The sequence below is a fragment of the Paenibacillus endophyticus genome (assembly GCF_014192395.1).
In the GTDB taxonomy this organism is placed as follows: Bacteria; Bacillota; Bacilli; order Paenibacillales; family Paenibacillaceae; genus Pristimantibacillus; species Pristimantibacillus endophyticus.
In genome coordinates, this window is the sequence record NZ_JACHXW010000005.1 from 224,165 (window position 1) to 240,229 (window position 16,065).

Sequence of the window (16,065 nt, forward strand, 5' to 3'; positions counted from 1 at the left end):
TACTTTTTGGTTTTCCAATTTGTGATAGGTCAACCATTTCAGAACAGACAGCTATATAACCCGTAAAACTACACCGATATGTATATTGCTTGACTAGTTTATTCAATCTGCTTATGAAGAATTAATTCATAAAATATCTTCCAACGCTGAAGGCATAACATTTTGTTTACAAAAAAAAATAGAACCCAAGTTGCTGACTGGGTTCTATCTCCATTACTTAAAGTGCCCAATGAGTATGGATACACTTTTTTTGAGGAATAGTTAAATGCTATTCTACAACTAAAGGCGTATCACCGAATAGTAAGCTATTCAACATATCTCATTCCGGTCTTATCTTTAAATAATGAATTGTACTAAAAAACGTTGTTAGCGTAGTACCCTAGAGGAAAGACCTATTGGCAAGTAGCATTTAGTGCTCCACTTATCCTCAATTGGATTTATCTACATCAATAAATTATGGTGTTGCATAATAAATTATACACTATCCTAAGAAAAATGAAAAGTTAGAAAACTGTTGTGTTTGGAAAGCGGTATAGTTTGTGAATGATTTTTGGTTTAAGTATCGAATAATGGTTCATGTATCTATATACCTGACGATGGTCATACTTTGATCCATAATGTACTGACTTATAATACTCTAGAATCATATTTGCAATAAAATCCGCTGCTTGTAATAATCTGTGATTTGGAGAACTATCGTAACTAATTTTGAAGTTGTTCCAGCTGTAATTTGTATTCCATTCAGGTAAATTAATCCTTAATGAAAGGTACTCATGTAACCTTAAAGCAGACTCATCACTTCGCTGTGGAGAACCGTCAATTGTTACTATAGCCGTATTAGATGTAGAATCTACGTAAGGATAAGCTAATCTTTTTATTACCTTACTAAGAAAATAGTTTTCGCTTTGTTCTTTACTTTTAGATTTAGCTTGACTAAACGTTTTTTGATTACTTGTAACCATTGTTTTGTCAATTACTACATAACATATCCTAAGTGAACCAAAGGTCATCAAGCAATTAAAAACCTCATCCATTTCTTCAGCAGTTGCATCTAAAGCTTTCTTCTCAGGATAATCTTTTGAATTCGGGAATTTGGAAAAAACCTCATCTAAAGACTCTCCCAGTTTTTTATATCCTGATTGTATAGAAAATCCTGCCCAAACATAAAGTTTCCCATCTGTACTGTCAATGTTACCTGAATCATCTAAATAAATGTACAAAAAAACACCGCCTACTTAAGGGATAATTTTTACATTATCCCATAGAAGTAGATGATATTCTAGTATGTATTTAAAAACCATTTCTATAAGAATTAGCAGATCACTGACTTCTACTCTGCTTAACGAATTAAAACAATACAAATATAAAAACGAATTCCAACAGTCTATGAACTAATACATTATTTCTGACCCATATTTTGAACCTGAATACAAGAATAATTCAAAAATTTAATAATTATCAGTCCACCAATTGTCCACCAAAACCACTTAAAAGGGCTTATTTTGTCTTTAATATACGGTAGATTGAGATCAATAAACCTAGATTTAACTCGACATTCAGACATACGCCACAATAACTTTCTCTCCTCCCATGAAAAGGGCGCTCCATAAGGGGCTCCCGATTTTTTGTTGGAAAAACCCCTCACAATTTATACAGGAACAAAATAATTTACTTCTGTATTATAAATCCGGCGATTGAACTTTCATTATATCGAGAAAGTGGACTTTCGTTATCTCTCCTTTATTCTCCACGTGCACTGATTTGGTTCTAGAATCCATATTCGTTATTTTACCGGTAACGGGTTGCTCCCAATTCCAAACAATGAGTTTTACTAACAATCCCTCCTGTTGAGCTTCCACCAACCGCTCACCGAGCTCCTCCATCTCAAACTCATCTCTCGTTGGCCTCTTCGGCCCCTTTGCTTTTGCCATGTCTGTACCCTCCAACTTTTTGTTAGATTTGATTGTTGCCACTACCTATTCCGACAACATCATACGGCTGATTGATCACCATTTATTACTCATGGATCTAGCCGGTTTACCTTCTTCATAAATTCCACCCATGCTACAGAAACGGCTTGATAAACATCAGAACTTTTTAGAGAAGTGTCGTCAAGCATGTTGCTGTATCAACATCACGTCTACATTATTTGCTATATTAAATATACGAGTAACAATAACTAATAGCTGTAAAGTATGTTCTAACTCGACTATCACGGACAGCTCTGACGTATATAGTGTGGATTGATATGTTGAGATTGCGGTCGTTATAAATAATCTGCACTGTCCGCCCTATATTCTTTTCGATCACGCCCCCGCGCGAGTGTATGTTCTCATTTTAAAACAAACATACGTTCTGATACAAGGTAAAAATAAAACCCCAGCATTACTTACTGGAGTTATTTTTTCGTATTCAATTAACTCAGATATGTCCTCAATGCCCAATACGCTCATAATACTATCCAAATTTGCTGCGCTCCACCTCTTGCTTCGGTTCTCCATCATAACGTAAATGCTATTCTATCGTTTTCCCGCAGCTTCACTGAGTTGTGAAGAGTCGTTACATGTCATGTCGGCAGCATCGTCTTGGCCGTTATTAAATTATAGTCTAGCTGAACAAGCTCCTATTATCTCAATGCAACTGTGGTTTCATACTAACAACGACCTTTCCTATCACGCGACCTTCTCCGAAGTACTCAAGTGCCTGGGCCGCGTCCCTTAAAGAATAGCGCCGATCAATGACAGGCATGACATGACCCGCTTCAATTAAAGACTTCCAGACCAACTGATCATTATGGTTCGGCTTATGTAGCAGCATTCCAACTTTTTTCTTTTCAAGCCAAGCGGTCAGCGGCGCCGCCAATAGTACCTGAAAGACACGATGAATAGGACCGCCAACCATGACATATGTGCCTCCTGTTTTAAGTGCGCGCTTGATCGCAAAAACAGAACGGTTTCCGACAACATCGAGGATCAGATCGTATCGACTACTACCTGCGGTGAAGTCTTCCATTGTATAATCAAGGACATGATCTGCCCCCACGGAACGCAGCGCTTCCAATTTCTCGCCTCTATCCACACCAGTCACTTCTGCCCCAAGCAACTTGGCATATTGAATTCCAAATGTACCTACACCGCCGCCCGCCCCATTGATCAGAACCTGATAGCCCTTCAAAAGCTTTCCTTTAACACGTAATCCTTGTAAGGCAAGAACCCCCGCTCGTGGAATGGCTGCCGCTTGCTCGAAACTCAAACCTTCAGGTTTCTGCGTCAGTGCTTCTTCGTTAGCACATACATATTCCGCGAACCCTCCCCATCCGCAACCGGAAATGTCTCCGAAAACTTCATCTCCCTGTCGAAAACGTTTGACGGCGGCTCCCACAGCGACTACCCGCCCTGCAATGTCCGCACCTAGGATGCGGTAACGGGGCTTTCGCAGCCCGCCAAGACGGTTTATATACGGTTTTCCGAGCAAGAGATCCCAGTCCCAGGAATTTACAGATGCTGCATGGACTGCGATTAGCACTTCATGGTCCATAGGCTTTGGAATGTCCACCTCTTCAATGCGTAGAACATCAGGCGTTCCATATCTCTCGTAGACCAGTGCTTTCATTGTACCTGCTCCTAGGCTCACTTGATGGTCCTTATTCATTGTTTCGTTCTTCATTGTCGATCCTCCATCCTGTTAAGACTAAATGTTGATTGGATCCGAATAACACAATTATATACGCCCACCCAAAAAATGTAATGTAACCACTCAATACGCCAAGCAAAGATTCTTGGTTTCACCCAACTATTCTGCCCGTATCGAGTAAGAGGAGGCGGCACCACCGTCTTCTCACACCACCGTACATTCAGGTCTGCATACAGCGGTTCTTAGAGGTTTGCAAAGTTCCACATAACGAGAGCAAACTTTTCAGCCATTTCTCTCAGAAGTTGCCAAGTGATTTATTTATGATACGGGACTTAATACGAAATGTAATGTATAAAAAAAATTTAACAACAAAATAAGCTTCATTAAAAATACTTACGATTGGGGAATGAATATGAAAAGAATCATCTTCGTGATCGCGCATAATGTTTAAATTGTAATCCCTATACATTAGGGGATTTTATTAAATTAGGTAGACTTTCACTATAAGGCCTCTAACTGTAAAACATTTGAAGTACATTATTTCCATGTTCATGGACATATTAAACAAGTCTAAATTGAACCAAAAAAGGAGCATACTCAATTGGGAATTTTAAGCGGAAATCCAAAAGATGAACCCATGCATTATGGAGAAATCTTCAGCGTATGGCAAGCATCCACAATGGCTAAAGGTTCTGTATCGTGCTATCAAGCATACTTAAACCACTCCGGTGACAAAGATCTAAAAAAAGTTATCGATTCCCTTATTGATCAAGCAAAACTTGAAATTAAAGAATTAGATACCATACTAATTGATAACGGGATCGCTACCACACCAGTAATGCCTGAAAGGTCCCCTGTTAAACTTGAAGATATCCCTGTTGGTGCACGATTTACTGATCCTGAAATTGCGGCTAAGATTGCTGCTGATACTTCATTGGGATTAGTTGCTTGTAGTCAAGTTATAGGACAATCAATTAGAGAAGATATTGGTGCTCTATTTGCTAAATACCACATTACAAAAACAGCAATAGGACTTAAAATACTGGAGATGAACAAAGAAAAAGGTTGGCTCATTCCACCCCCATTGCAAATTAAAAGACCTGAGACAGTTAACGCTTAAATATACAAAAAGCCCTCGATCATCTAAGGTCGAGGGCTTTGTTTATGGTTGAAGCTGTCCGCTGCGATCCGGAAAGAATGCGGAAAGCTGATGAAGTCCCCACTTCTGTACACGATCAGTCCATTTACGTGTAACATCCATTGTGATATAGATTGGTTTGAGGTCAGCCGTGGCAGCAGCACGGCTTGCTGCGGGAACAATATGAGTCGGATACGCTGCGCGGCAACTTAGGACTCCCCATTCCGGCTAACCGATACAAGCGGTTCAAACTCACGTTCACGATCACGAGGAATGGCCACTTCCTTCCTGCTCGCTATACACCATTTTGGAATCGCAAGCTTTGTACACGACCTTTCATTTTGTTTCAAAAGCCTTGCTACATACCTATTTTCTTCGAACTATCAAATACACCCATTCAAATCTAGTAATCTATGAATATACTGGATTAACTTGAAGAAGAGGAGATGATTGATATGGGACTCTATTATGCAAAAAAGCAAAATGTCAAAGTTGTTTTTGTAAAACCTGGTCAAAAAGTTCTTATTATCGGTAAAAAACATTGGACAAAGAAACCTCACTGCTAGGCTTATTGAGTGCTTGTTAATACAAGCGCTCTTACATACTCTCATATTCACTAATCTTTTCATCGTTAAATGAATAGTCTGCGTTAGAGAAATCTGCAGCGCATTGCAGCTTGTAGAGTTTTCCCAACAGCCAATCGATTGCATCTCACACATCAACCATTGGCTATTCTAAGAGTCTCATCGCAGCTTCAATCCCTCCCGGCTATAAAGCACCTTAAACAAATTCGCCTTCCGATCCCAGAAGACAAAGCCCTCTTTGACCAGCTCATTTATGGCGGCCTTCACCTGCTGCTCCGTTCGCTGCGCCCGCTGGCTGATGTAGCCGACATCGATGAAGGAAGGATCGTCCCGATAAACATTCCAAAGCACGGTTAAAACTTTACGTGTCACATCGTCAAGCATGCTGTTTTACCAACTCCACATCAATAATACTATCCGTGTTAAATACGCGCGGTCCGTTTGCGGATGTGCAGAACGCCCTCACCTTGCCGTTTCGGACCGACAGCACCTGAATGATGCGTATGGATATGTTGCGTTTGCGGTCGTTATAAATAATTTGTACGGTCTGGCCGATACATTGTTCGATCATGGCCATCACTCCAATGCGAATGTTTGTTCTTATTATACACCAAACATACGTTCTTGATTCAAGTGTTTTATTTATTTTTTTATCGATTCCTTCCATATGCTCGGACAAGCTCCCTAATTGGTTCGAATTAGAGAGAAATGAATGAATAAGGTGTACAATAGGAGTGAAACTAGTTTTCTGCCGTTAAAATTGATGATGAGGTGTTCCAGTGATTCCAGAAGGCATTGAATGTTCGATATTTTTTGAAACGATTAAACCAAATCCAAAAAGCAATTCATCTTTACTGATTAAAGGTTCGGTTAGCTCCGGATTCAAGATTATCATGAGCTTGGAGTTTACCGGCGCAGAACTCATTGATAACAGCAATGCTGCGATACCCGATGAGATCATAGATCTTTTGAAAGAGGATTTAATTGATATTTTCGGATTCGGGCCATTTGATAAAAAAGCTTTAAAACAAGAAATGAAAGATCTGAACATGCTTTACTATGTACGGTACAACGGCAAAGCTTATCGTACGGATGAATGGAAAGACATGACACCGGAAGATTTCGAACGCGCACAGTAAAAAGGCGTTGGATTGAATGAAAGCACGCCTGCTTCAGCATTTAGGATCGTTAAGCAATCTACTTCAAAAGCTCCTCTAGGCTCATGACACGGATTATACGCCGCAGTAACAAACACCCAATCATTGGCATCAATTCGTGCATAACTTACAGAGTACTCAACACGAAGGAGGTGCAATGAACATGTCCGGTTATGTTGGCGGTGCTTTCAATAACACTGGTACTATCCTGGTCCTTTTCATTCTGCTTGTCATTATCGCTTGTAGTTGTGGTGTTTTCGGAGGATACGGCAAGGGCTACTAATAGTCCCTGCACGATTTAGCATAATCCACTTACACTGCATGCCTCCCTTTCATCACGCACAGAAAAGATCCTGTCACAGGGATCTTTTTTTGTTTTGCCAGCCTTAATTCCGTTCCTATTCTTTCCGAAGCCCAGAGTACTGGTGTATGATGGAAACAAACAACTAGAAATGGAGACACATCATGAAAGCCATCTTAGCCGCACTTCTTCTTTTATCATTCATACTCTCCGGCTGCGGGAATCTTCTTACTGCTACTGCATCTGACACGTCAGTCTCCAGTGCCGACTATGACGAAACAATCCAACTGCCGACCGACCGCTACCCCGAGACGATGGCGCATATCGCAGCGGCAATCAAAGGTGGCGCTTCCGCTGTTTGCACCATTGACAGAGAAGGAGCCGAGGCTAACCGCGATGCTTCGCTGCAAGGCATTCCGACCAAAAAAGGCTTCGACAGGGATGAATGGCCGATGGCCATGTGCAAGGAAGGCGGCGCTGGTGCAGATATCGCCTATGTTTCACCAAAGGATAACCGCGGCGCGGGCTCATGGATTGGGAACCAATTAGCCGATTTAAAGGACGGAACACGCGTCCTATTCCTAACTAGCGAGACAACAGAGCAACAAGCCCAGCAGCCTGACGAGAAGGAGACCGTCTTTTATGCCAATTGCGCTGCAGTCAAAGCGGCTGGCGCCGCGCCTCTGCATGAAGGAGAGCCTGGCTACAGCTATAAGCTTGATCGCGATAAGGACGGCGTAGCCTGCAGTTCATAGAATGGTTAAACTAAATACCCCTCGCATTCTCTCCCAAAGAGAACGAGGGGTATTTGAGCCCAATCTATCCAACCATTCACGAGCTCGTCTGCTCTTTGTCCGGTTTAATCGCAAACAGCGCCAATCCGGTACATAGCAACGCTAATCCGGTAAACAGATAAAACATAATCTCCTTATTTCCTAACAACAAGGAAGCTAATAAGGGACCAGCGGCTACCCCAATAAACCTAGCGCTGCTGTAAAGCGAGGTGATGGTCCCTCTCTGCTTCTTCTCGATTCCCTCCGTTATTAGGGCATCGAGGCTAGGCAAAAACAGACCAATGCCAGCGCCGCTTGCAAACATGAATAGTACAAGAAAAAATAAACCCTGCTTGTTGATTAATCCGCAAAGGAGCATCATAATCGCCAATAATGCCGTTCCGATCACAATTAACCATTTCATCTTGTTTTTGTTTTCACCGACATATTTTCCTGTTATAAATGAAGCCAGGCAAATTGCGCTTAAAGGAATGGCAAGCAGCAGCCCCTTGATTATCCCTTCAATATGGTAGCTTTCCTCGATAACCGATGACAAATTGTACAAGAACCCGAACATGATCAACATTCCGATGCAGCCAATAGCAAATATCGCATATAGCCAGTGGCCGTTCTCACCAAAGACTGCTTTGATGGATTTCCAGAACGTTTTTAGCCCAACCGCTTCGCTCCTCTTTTTATTCGGAACCTTCACCAGAAAAAGGACTGCGACGATCGCGATGATGGAGAGAATCGGTATAATCGCCAGCGGCAAAAACCAAACGATGAGCGCAAGCGCTGCTCCTAATACAGGACTGAGCACTTTACCGAAAGTATTGGAGGTTTCAATCATCCCAAGTCCGCTGCTGACTTCCTCCTCTTTGTCAAACATATCGCCTACTAACGGAATGACGATAGGGAAAGCGCCAGCTGCCCCTATTCCTTGAATGAACCTGCCTGCCAATATCACTGCGTACACATGTGAATCCATCAACCATGCAGCCAAACCCGCTATCAAGCCGCCTAAAGCCGCAATCGACAATCCGATTATTATAATTATTTTCCTGCCGTACCGATCTGACAAATAACCTGCAATTGGAATAAACACAATCGATATCGCCGCATACACAGTAATGATAAGGCTTGACTGAACGGCAGAGATATGAAGCTTCTTCTGCAATAAAGGAAGCACCGGTATCAACATGGAGTTTGCGAGCGTCATAATTAACGGAATCGATGCTAAGGCTGCTAAATCCCACCTTTTTTTCACAATTGCGCTCCCTTCTTATTGTCGATGCACGATCACTTAAGCATCAGCTTCGCAGCACAATTAACGGTTCTTCCGCAGGACCTTCAATCACGTCGCCGCTTACCGAAAATCTTGAACCATGGCAGGGGCAATCCCATGTTCGGTCTCCATTATTCCACTCCACTTCGCAGCCCATATGCGTGCACGTTGTATCTACAAGATATAGCTTGCCTTCACTGTCCTTGTAGGCTCCCGCCCGTTTGCCGTGCAGCCTCACCACGCTGCCCTCATCCAGTGCAAGGTCCTCTGGGCGCTTATTGACCATTTCAAGCTTTCCGGCAATCAGATGCTTCGCTACATCTAAATTATCCACAATCAGATTTTTGATCGTACCCGCAGACTTGGAGCGTGAGGGGGTATATAAACCTTCGTAGTCATTTTCTTTATTTAGAATCAAATCTCGAATAAGCAAAGCCGCAGCCGTTCCGTTCGTCATGCCCCATTTTCGATAGCCGGTGGCGATGTAAACATTAGGAGAGGCGGCCGTGATACGTCCTATAAACGGTAATTGATCTCCTGTTGCCAAATCCTGTGCCGACCATCGATATACGACTTCTTGGATTTGAAAATTGTTCTCGGCATATCGCTTTAATTCCTCATAATGATTAATCGTACATACTCCTTGCCCGGTTTTGTGGCTCTGCCCGCCAAGCAAAAGCAGCTTGCCATGCTCTATTGATTCTGCGCTTCGCATCGAGCGTTTCGGGTCGCCTGCACTAAGATACATGCCTTCAGCCACATGATCCGCTACACGTAGGCCAAGCACATAGGAACGGTCTGCATGCATTCTGGCGAAATAAAATCCCAGTCCGTCATAGAACGGGAAATGGGTACAAGACACGATATGCTTGCATTTGATGCGGTAGCCTTGGCTTGTTATGACTTCCGGCTCTGACCCTTTTTCAACGTCCACCGCTGTCGTGTTCTCGTACACAATACCGCCCTGCTCCGCAAACTTATCCACTAGGGAAGATAAATATTGCAAAGGATGAAATTGCGCTTGCTCATGCATGATCACTGCTGCTTTAGCTGGTATTTGTAATGGAATGCTCTCAACATACTTTCCGGATATACCTAACCGTGAATAAGCTAACATTTCCATTTCCAACTTCTTTATGTATGCATCCGATTCTGCGTAAACATATGCTTCCTGTGCAGAGAACCCGCAATTTATGTTCGCATTTTCAATCGTTCGCTTTATGAATTGCAGCGCTTCGGCATTTGCTCTGTAATATAATTGAGCTTTTTCCAAGCCTTCTTGCCCTATAAGCTCATCATAGATAAGATCATGCTGCGCCGTTATTTTGGCTGTCGTATGAGCCGTCGTGCCGCCAAGCAGTTTGCCCGCTTCGACGAGCACGACTTTGAATCCTTCCTGAATGAGCAAATATGCCGTTGTAATGCCGGAGATGCCTCCGCCTACAACCGTAATATCCGTTTCGATATTTTGATCAAGTGCAGGAAAGATGGATAGCTTTTCCGTGGAATCCATCCAAAGGGACTGTGGAAATTTGGGGATTTGATTTGAAGTCATTATGCTAGTCTCCTTCAATAATAATGTTCTTAATGTGCACGAATATGATTTTTTCATACTCAGTCCGCCAAGTCAGGTTAAAAGAAGGGATACAACGAGAATAAGCGCTTGTCAATTGGACATTTTAAAAAGGAATTGATAATGATGGAGGCGGTTTACGTTGGAGAGTACGTTTGAGCATTCCTTTATTCCGATGACAAGCTTTGCAAGCGGTGAAGGACTTGCTTATCGGCCGGATATTTATTGTTTGCCTATCCAAATTGTAAACATTTGTTTTATCGGGGACCCCAATGACCAGCAAGGAAAATGGGTGCTCGTGGATGCAGGCATGCCTAGTTCCGCCAAAAAAATCATAAAAGCAGCGGAGGATCGGTTTGCAAACCCTCCTCATGCTATTATTTTGACTCATGGCCATTTCGATCATGTTGGCGCCATTATTGAATTGATCGAGCATTGGAGAGTTCCTGTCTATGCGCATACACTGGAGCTTCCATATCTGACCGGCAAATCTGACTATCCGCCTGCCGACCCCTCCGTTCATGGAGGCCTTATCGCTGAACTATCCTCTTTATTTCCTCATGACGGCATTAATCTAGATGACCGGGTAAAGCCTTTGCCGGAGCATGGCGTCGTCCCAGGCATGCCGGATTGGCAGTATATTCATACGCCTGGGCATACGCCGGGACATATCTCGCTGTACCGAGAAGCAGACGGCACCTTAATTGCAGGGGATGCATTTGTTACGGTAAAGCAGGAATCGCTTTACAAAGTTTTGACACAGGAGCAGGAGATCAGCGGACCTCCCAAATATTTTACGACCGATTGGGTGCAAGCCGAGAAATCCGTCAAGAGGCTCGCAGCGCTCGACCCTTATTTAGCGGTTACGGGGCATGGAGAGCCGATGTTTGGCGAGCTTCTAAAAGACAATCTGCAGCTGCTTTCCACAAAATTTCAAGAAATAGCAGTACCCGAGCATGGAAGGTATGTACCGGAGAAATCGCATTAATAAGGTGGGGGCTGTCCATAAGGGCAACCCCACATCGGCCAATTCCATAACAGACGCAAAATAACCTTCAACACCACTATAAAAGTGGCGTTGAAGGTTGTTTTTCAACACTAACTTAGGTTAAAACGTGGGAGCTGACATCTCCAATCAACTTTTCAGACAGCTCCATGTTTTCCTTTATTTGCGAGATTGATTATGTGCGTTCGCGACCGCGGTTTCTTAAGCCTGCAAGTCCAATCAATCCCAGCAACCCTAGCCAGCTCCAATTAAAGTCGTTATCGTTATCTACTGCATTGGTTCGATAATTGTTGGCGTTCATGTTAGTACGGTTGTCCATATCGAGCGCGCGAGTCGTTCTATCCACACCTCTCTCGATATCGGAACGCAAGCCTGTGTCCGGCACCGCATTACCCATTCTGTTATTGTTGTTGTAATTCTCCATCGTACCCGACTTTGCATTATCGGCGAAAGCAGGTACTGCAAGCACGAACGTTAAACATGCAACTAAACAGAACACTGTCCAAAACTTCCTCATTTGCTCGACCCCTTATTCATTTGATTTTTGGTTCGGGATTATTGTTTCACGGCAGCAGCCTAACTATGCAAATGTATCGAGACAGCAATACCTGTCAAAACATCATTAATTTACGTACATAATCTCAAAAATAAATGAGTCTTTTCCAATCTAATTCCGTTTGTAAGATTCCATTCACGAATGGCAGCATGAAGCAGGATTCTGTTACATTCCGCTAGCTGTACTTGCTCATCGCGTTAAGCCGCTCGTTACGATGGGCGGCTAAATTACTCTGAAATCTCAGCAAATAATATGTAGGTATGCGGGGATTTGAACGCATTCAACATTCAGACAAACATTTTTAATGTTAAGTTAAGGTTCGTTTCTTATACTTAAAGACATCAACCCCACTGTTGATATATAGATCTAGGACACCGGCCCGCATTTATGCGGGTCATTTTTTTATTTTAGATAGGAACCTCCTAATCGCTCGAAACGATTCAAACGATTCAACCCATAAAAACGTTATAGTCGAATATACTTTCAAGAAGTGGCTGCATGCGAAGGAGGCTTTGCGATACAAAGCCTAAGCTTTAGGAGGCGATTTAATGGAGACATTCGGCAGAGGCTGTCTGTACATTATTCTTGGCGTCATCATCGTGATGTCGCTGGCATTTATTGTTGGAGGCACCATAACGATACCCTGGTACATTCTGATTCCCCTTATTATTCTCGCCTTTTGGGCCGCTTCGCGAAAAGGAAAATAGCTTGTCTCTATATGGACAATAAGAAACCGGCAATCGAGCCATCGATTGCCGGTTTCTTATTGCTTCGCGCGAGTGCCTTCCGCATTCCCTTTCATTTCAGCAGAATGACTCGCGCAGCAGGATCCCAAACGGGCGCAAGGCCAAGTGCTGCTGCCAATGCGCGAACAGGAACATACCCCGTCGCTTCGGATAATAAAGACTCCAATGGGTCTCCGTTCACCGTTACCTGAGTGCCGGTCCAATCGATTTCGGCTCCCAGCGCTTCGCCTGCTGATCTGGCAGGCACCCAAGTCGATCCACCGAGCAGGTAACCGCTTGAAATAAATAGGCCATTATAAAGCAAGGTTATCCCTTCTGCCTCTTTAAGCTTCTCCGGCTTCGGAACTTGCTTGGTTCCTGCGGCATCATACTTCTTCAAACTGTATTGATTGATGATTGCTTTCAGCTTTGACGGGTACGATGGATCGGTCGCATAGCCGCAGGCGAAGAGCATGTCGGCTTGCCGTTCAGGCGACAATGCCTTCCGTACCCGTTCATATCGAGGCGTATTCAGCAGCATATCCAGATCCTTGTAGAAATGGTAGACACTCTTGTAGGCCCGGAATGCGGCTCGCGTCGTTTCATTGCGTCCGTCAACCACCTCCCAAGTCCCTTTCACCACTGCTTCACCATGCCAATAAGCGTTCGTTTGGCCGCTGCCTACCTTAATGCCGCCTAAATTGAACCATTCATGGATGACACCGCCGGTTTCCAGCAAATTTTGCGCCAATCGAACGGATGGGAACATGGGTGAGCCTTCCTGCCGGATTCGGATGACTGTCGGAGCAAGCGTCTCAAAAAATGCCTTTCTTGTCAGCTGCGCCATTGCTCGGCTCCCTTCTGCCGCTTGCAGCGGCTTTGGATCTTGCCTGTCTTTATCTTTGTATGCAGAAGACAGGCAAGCTGCAATGGACAATCCGGCATGAAAATCAGGCTCTTAGCATCAAGCCCTCAGGCTGTCGCTCCATTCTCTGCTAAATATGCGGCTGCCTTAAGGTTGCCTTTTTCTATGGCTACACTTAAAGCCGTTGTTCCATCCTCGGCCTGCGCATGGATATCCGCCCCATGCTCAAGCAGCAAACGGATAATGGCAGCTCCATCGTCATGGAAGGCAGCCGAATGCAGGCTTGTATGGCCATTGCTATCGGCAATATTCGTCTTAGCGCCGCGGCTGAGCAGCAGCTCGATTACGGCAAGCTCTCTTTCACCTGCAATTGAAGCGTGCAAAGCGGTATTGGAGGGGATGTAGCTGACTTTGGAATGGGATACCGCATCAAGCTCAGCGCCGTAATCAAGTAGCAGCTGTACCGCAGCCGCATGCCCGTAATGGGAAGCGAAACCGAGCGGCGTCAGGCCATCGGCGTTTTCCGTATTGGCCCATGTAGGCTCCAATTTCAGAAGCTCCTGCAATCGTTCCGTATCTCCCTTGCTTGCTGCCGCAAAAACGTCATTAATCATGAGAAGCAGACCTCCGTCATCTTGAATTGAAATAGGATTTCTCAAAGTGAAAGCGAAATCGCTGTATAGTCTTGTTCGCTATCTTCCGATTATTTCCTTTTAACGGATAGCGCATGATCCAAAAAAGAAAAGCCGATTCGTCTAAGGGACCTCCCTTAATGAATCGGCCATACGGCGTGCTGAGCGTAGGCGGCTACTGCTGCAGCCCATAGAACCGGCGCGTATTCGCAAGCAGAGCCTCAGCCACAGCATGAGGAGGCTGCTGCTTAATGCTTGCGATATGCTTAGCCGCATCAGCCGCCATTGCCGGCTTCGTCTGGCGTCCTTCATACGGTCCTTCGAACGGCCACGGTCCGTCGGTCTCGACCATCAGCAGTTCGATCGGATACTGTGCCACTAGCTGCCTGATTTCCTCCTCATACGCAACGTCAGGCGTGACGGAAACCATATACCCGCTCGCGGCCATCCGGCTTATTACCGCATCGTCGCCCTTGAACCAATGGAAATGTGCTCTGCGAACGCCATATTTCTCCAAAATATCGCATGCCTTAGCAGCATCCTCATAGACAGCATGCAGCACGATCGGCAGGTCCAGCTCTGCTGCCAGCTCGGCAAACCTCTCCAGCAGCTCCACATACGGCTTCTCGTCAAAAGCTCCTTCTCCCGCTTGCTCAGCTTCTAAGCGCGAGTAATACGGAAGCCCGACCTCGCCAATCGCGAACAGCTCACCGGCTGCGGCGCATGAACGAATCCACCCGATAAGCTCGTCCATTTCCTCCTCTTCAGGCATCGGCTGCTCCGGGTGAAAGCCGTATGCCGGATAGACGCGTCCCGCATATTCCCTCGCAAGCTCACGATTCACCTTCGCAGACGCCAGATGCATGGAGACCGCTACGACAGCCTCCACGCCTTCCGCAAAAGCCTGCTCCAGCAACTCGTTCCGCTCCTCCTCCGCATATAGATCAACATGAATATGAGCGTCTATGCACGCAGCGTATGCCTTTGCACCTGACTCCTCCGGCAGCTTTACATGGCCATAATCCTTTGACTTTGCCATTCTAACCACTCCCCTCGGCACTTTCCTGAAGCAGTCTATATATGCGCTGCTTCAGTTCATTGAAGCGCGGATCGTACCATATCGCTTCATCGCGCGGTCGCTCGAAGGGAACAATGAATTCCTCGAGCACCACAGCAGGAGACGCCGACAGTACGACTATGCGGTCTGATAGAAACAATGCCTCCTCGATGCTATGGGTAACAAGCAGCACAGACCTGCGGTTCTCTTCCCAGATTGACATCAGCCACTGCTGCATCTGCAGACGGGTTAACGCATCCAATGCGCCAAACGGCTCATCCAGCAGCATTAATGGCTGCGGCGCCAGCAAAGCCCGAAGAAAGGACACGCGCTGCTGCATGCCGCCGGACAAAACATGGGGATAGGCGTTCGCATATTCCTGCAGCCCGATCCGCTCCAGCCATACCTTCGTTTTGGCTTTTGCTTCTTTGCGATCAAGGCCGGATATGACGAGCGACAGCGCAATATTGCCCGCAACGGTTTCCCAAGGCAGCAGCGATGCTTGCTGCGGCATATAGGAGATGTGTCCCCGTTCGCCGGTTGTCGCCTTGCCTCCTAACCAAACCTCGCCCTCTGAGGGGGGCTCCAAGCCGCCAATCACTTGGAATAAGGTTGTTTTCCCACTCCCCGACGGTCCGATTATGGTGACAAACTCTCCGTCCGCAACCGAAAACGACAAGCCAGCAAGCACCTCTTTGCTTGCTGCTCCCTTGCCGAAGCTCTTTCGAATCCTCTGTACCTCAAGAGCAGACGGAAAGCCTTTTCGTTCCCTTTCCATAG

General features: G+C 45.1%; 16 protein-coding genes and 2 pseudogenes. 6 read left to right on the forward strand and 12 right to left on the reverse strand.

What is annotated here, in order from left to right; translation table 11 throughout:
• Nucleotides 1–503 precede the first annotated feature (503 nt).
• The 3 genes from FHS16_RS10770 to FHS16_RS10780 form a co-directional block, all read right to left on the reverse strand.
• On the reverse strand, nucleotides 504–1,220 hold the full coding sequence (locus tag FHS16_RS10770; protein WP_183561814.1) for a DUF3800 domain-containing protein: 717 nt from the start codon (nucleotides 1,218–1,220) through the stop codon (nucleotides 504–506).
• A gap of 459 nt (nucleotides 1,221–1,679) precedes the next feature.
• Entirely contained in the window at nucleotides 1,680–1,931 is a 252-nt protein-coding gene (locus tag FHS16_RS10775; protein ID WP_183561816.1) for a YolD-like family protein, read from the reverse strand.
• Nucleotides 1,932–2,631: 700 nt separating this feature from the next.
• Nucleotides 2,632–3,666 (reverse strand): NAD(P)-dependent alcohol dehydrogenase, encoded by a 1,035-nt coding sequence (locus FHS16_RS10780; protein WP_246431699.1) that lies wholly within the window; start codon nucleotides 3,664–3,666, stop codon nucleotides 2,632–2,634.
• Between the two features lie 568 nt (nucleotides 3,667–4,234).
• On the opposite strand from FHS16_RS10780, the gene FHS16_RS10785 reads away from it, so the two are divergent.
• The gene (locus tag FHS16_RS10785) at nucleotides 4,235–4,753 is read left to right on the forward strand and encodes a DUF3231 family protein (protein WP_183561818.1); all 519 of its coding nucleotides are present in this window, start codon (nucleotides 4,235–4,237) and stop codon (nucleotides 4,751–4,753) included.
• A gap of 761 nt (nucleotides 4,754–5,514) precedes the next feature.
• Here the strand turns inward: FHS16_RS10785 and FHS16_RS10790 are convergent.
• Together FHS16_RS10790 and FHS16_RS10795 are read right to left on the reverse strand one after the other, a co-directional pair.
• A complete protein-coding gene (locus tag FHS16_RS10790; RefSeq protein ID WP_183561820.1) occupies nucleotides 5,515–5,727 on the reverse strand; it encodes a hypothetical protein in 213 nt (70 codons plus the stop codon).
• A 4-nt stretch (nucleotides 5,728–5,731) separates the two neighbouring features.
• Nucleotides 5,732–5,926, reverse strand: a complete 195-nt coding sequence (locus tag FHS16_RS10795; protein ID WP_183561822.1) for a hypothetical protein — start codon at nucleotides 5,924–5,926, stop codon at nucleotides 5,732–5,734.
• A 208-nt stretch (nucleotides 5,927–6,134) separates the two neighbouring features.
• Here FHS16_RS10795 and FHS16_RS10800 point away from each other — a divergent pair, with 208 nt between their 5' ends.
• The 3 genes and pseudogenes from FHS16_RS10800 to FHS16_RS31690 all read left to right on the forward strand — a co-directional run.
• Nucleotides 6,135–6,494: a hypothetical protein gene (locus FHS16_RS10800; protein ID WP_183561824.1), complete on the forward strand. Its 360-nt coding sequence runs from the start codon at nucleotides 6,135–6,137 to the stop codon at nucleotides 6,492–6,494.
• A 483-nt stretch (nucleotides 6,495–6,977) separates the two neighbouring features.
• Nucleotides 6,978–7,394 (forward strand): annotated as a pseudogene (locus FHS16_RS10805) (NucA/NucB deoxyribonuclease domain-containing protein); the annotation flags it as partial.
• Nucleotides 7,395–7,466: 72 nt separating this feature from the next.
• Nucleotides 7,467–7,568, forward strand: a pseudogene (locus tag FHS16_RS31690) (excalibur calcium-binding domain-containing protein); the annotation flags it as partial.
• A 76-nt stretch (nucleotides 7,569–7,644) separates the two neighbouring features.
• Here FHS16_RS31690 and FHS16_RS10810 read toward each other — a convergent pair.
• Together FHS16_RS10810 and FHS16_RS10815 are read right to left on the reverse strand one after the other, a co-directional pair.
• Nucleotides 7,645–8,853 carry an MFS transporter gene (locus FHS16_RS10810; protein WP_312890839.1) on the reverse strand — a complete coding sequence of 403 codons (1,209 nt, stop codon included), beginning with the start codon at nucleotides 8,851–8,853 and terminating at the stop codon, nucleotides 7,645–7,647.
• Nucleotides 8,854–8,896: 43 nt separating this feature from the next.
• A complete protein-coding gene (locus tag FHS16_RS10815) occupies nucleotides 8,897–10,426 on the reverse strand; it encodes an FAD-dependent oxidoreductase (RefSeq protein ID WP_183561828.1) in 1,530 nt (509 codons plus the stop codon).
• 193 nt (nucleotides 10,427–10,619) lie between these two features.
• Here FHS16_RS10815 and FHS16_RS10820 point away from each other — a divergent pair, with 193 nt between their 5' ends.
• On the forward strand, nucleotides 10,620–11,432 hold the full coding sequence (locus FHS16_RS10820; protein WP_183562136.1) for an MBL fold metallo-hydrolase: 813 nt from the start codon (nucleotides 10,620–10,622) through the stop codon (nucleotides 11,430–11,432).
• A gap of 193 nt (nucleotides 11,433–11,625) precedes the next feature.
• Here FHS16_RS10820 and FHS16_RS32425 read toward each other — a convergent pair whose 3' ends face one another.
• Complete coding sequence (locus FHS16_RS32425; protein WP_312890840.1) at nucleotides 11,626–11,967, reverse strand: WGxxGxxG family protein; 342 nt, start codon at nucleotides 11,965–11,967, stop codon at nucleotides 11,626–11,628.
• Between the two features lie 587 nt (nucleotides 11,968–12,554).
• Between FHS16_RS32425 and FHS16_RS10830 the strand changes: the two genes are divergently transcribed.
• Nucleotides 12,555–12,713, forward strand: coding sequence for a hypothetical protein (locus FHS16_RS10830; RefSeq protein WP_183561830.1), 159 nt, complete (start codon nucleotides 12,555–12,557; stop codon nucleotides 12,711–12,713).
• A gap of 91 nt (nucleotides 12,714–12,804) precedes the next feature.
• On the opposite strand, the gene FHS16_RS10835 is transcribed toward FHS16_RS10830, so the two are convergent.
• From FHS16_RS10835 to FHS16_RS10850, 4 genes are all read right to left on the reverse strand, one after another.
• On the reverse strand, nucleotides 12,805–13,578 hold the full coding sequence (locus tag FHS16_RS10835) for a glucosaminidase domain-containing protein (RefSeq protein ID WP_183561832.1): 774 nt from the start codon (nucleotides 13,576–13,578) through the stop codon (nucleotides 12,805–12,807).
• 125 nt (nucleotides 13,579–13,703) lie between these two features.
• Nucleotides 13,704–14,210, reverse strand: a complete 507-nt coding sequence (locus FHS16_RS10840; protein ID WP_183561834.1) for an ankyrin repeat domain-containing protein — start codon at nucleotides 14,208–14,210, stop codon at nucleotides 13,704–13,706.
• 193 nt (nucleotides 14,211–14,403) lie between these two features.
• Entirely contained in the window at nucleotides 14,404–15,267 is an 864-nt protein-coding gene (locus FHS16_RS10845; protein WP_183561836.1) for a TatD family hydrolase, read from the reverse strand.
• Nucleotide 15,268: 1 nt separating this feature from the next.
• Nucleotides 15,269–16,063: an ABC transporter ATP-binding protein gene (locus FHS16_RS10850; RefSeq protein WP_183561838.1), complete on the reverse strand. Its 795-nt coding sequence runs from the start codon at nucleotides 16,061–16,063 to the stop codon at nucleotides 15,269–15,271.
• Between the last annotated feature and the right edge of the window lie 2 nt (nucleotides 16,064–16,065).

Excerpts from the sequence above, each read along its gene's own strand:
- FHS16_RS10775 (WP_183561816.1), bottom strand. The coding sequence starts at position 1,931 with ATGGCAAAAGCAAAGGGGCCGAAGAGGCCAACGAGAGATGAGTTTGAG.
- FHS16_RS10780 (WP_246431699.1), bottom strand. The coding sequence starts at position 3,666 with ATGAAGAACGAAACAATGAATAAGGACCATCAAGTGAGCCTAGGAGCA.
- FHS16_RS10795 (WP_183561822.1), bottom strand. The coding sequence starts at position 5,926 with ATGATCGAACAATGTATCGGCCAGACCGTACAAATTATTTATAACGAC.
- FHS16_RS10815 (WP_183561828.1), bottom strand. The coding sequence starts at position 10,426 with ATGACTTCAAATCAAATCCCCAAATTTCCACAGTCCCTTTGGATGGAT.
- FHS16_RS10820 (WP_183562136.1), top strand. The coding sequence starts at position 10,620 with ATGACAAGCTTTGCAAGCGGTGAAGGACTTGCTTATCGGCCGGATATT.
- FHS16_RS32425 (WP_312890840.1), bottom strand. The coding sequence starts at position 11,967 with ATGAGGAAGTTTTGGACAGTGTTCTGTTTAGTTGCATGTTTAACGTTC.
- FHS16_RS10830 (WP_183561830.1), top strand. The coding sequence starts at position 12,555 with ATGGAGACATTCGGCAGAGGCTGTCTGTACATTATTCTTGGCGTCATC.
- FHS16_RS10835 (WP_183561832.1), bottom strand. The coding sequence starts at position 13,578 with ATGGCGCAGCTGACAAGAAAGGCATTTTTTGAGACGCTTGCTCCGACA.
- FHS16_RS10840 (WP_183561834.1), bottom strand. The coding sequence starts at position 14,210 with ATGATTAATGACGTTTTTGCGGCAGCAAGCAAGGGAGATACGGAACGA.
- FHS16_RS10845 (WP_183561836.1), bottom strand. The coding sequence starts at position 15,267 with ATGGCAAAGTCAAAGGATTATGGCCATGTAAAGCTGCCGGAGGAGTCA.
- FHS16_RS10850 (WP_183561838.1), bottom strand. The coding sequence starts at position 16,063 with ATGGAAAGGGAACGAAAAGGCTTTCCGTCTGCTCTTGAGGTACAGAGG.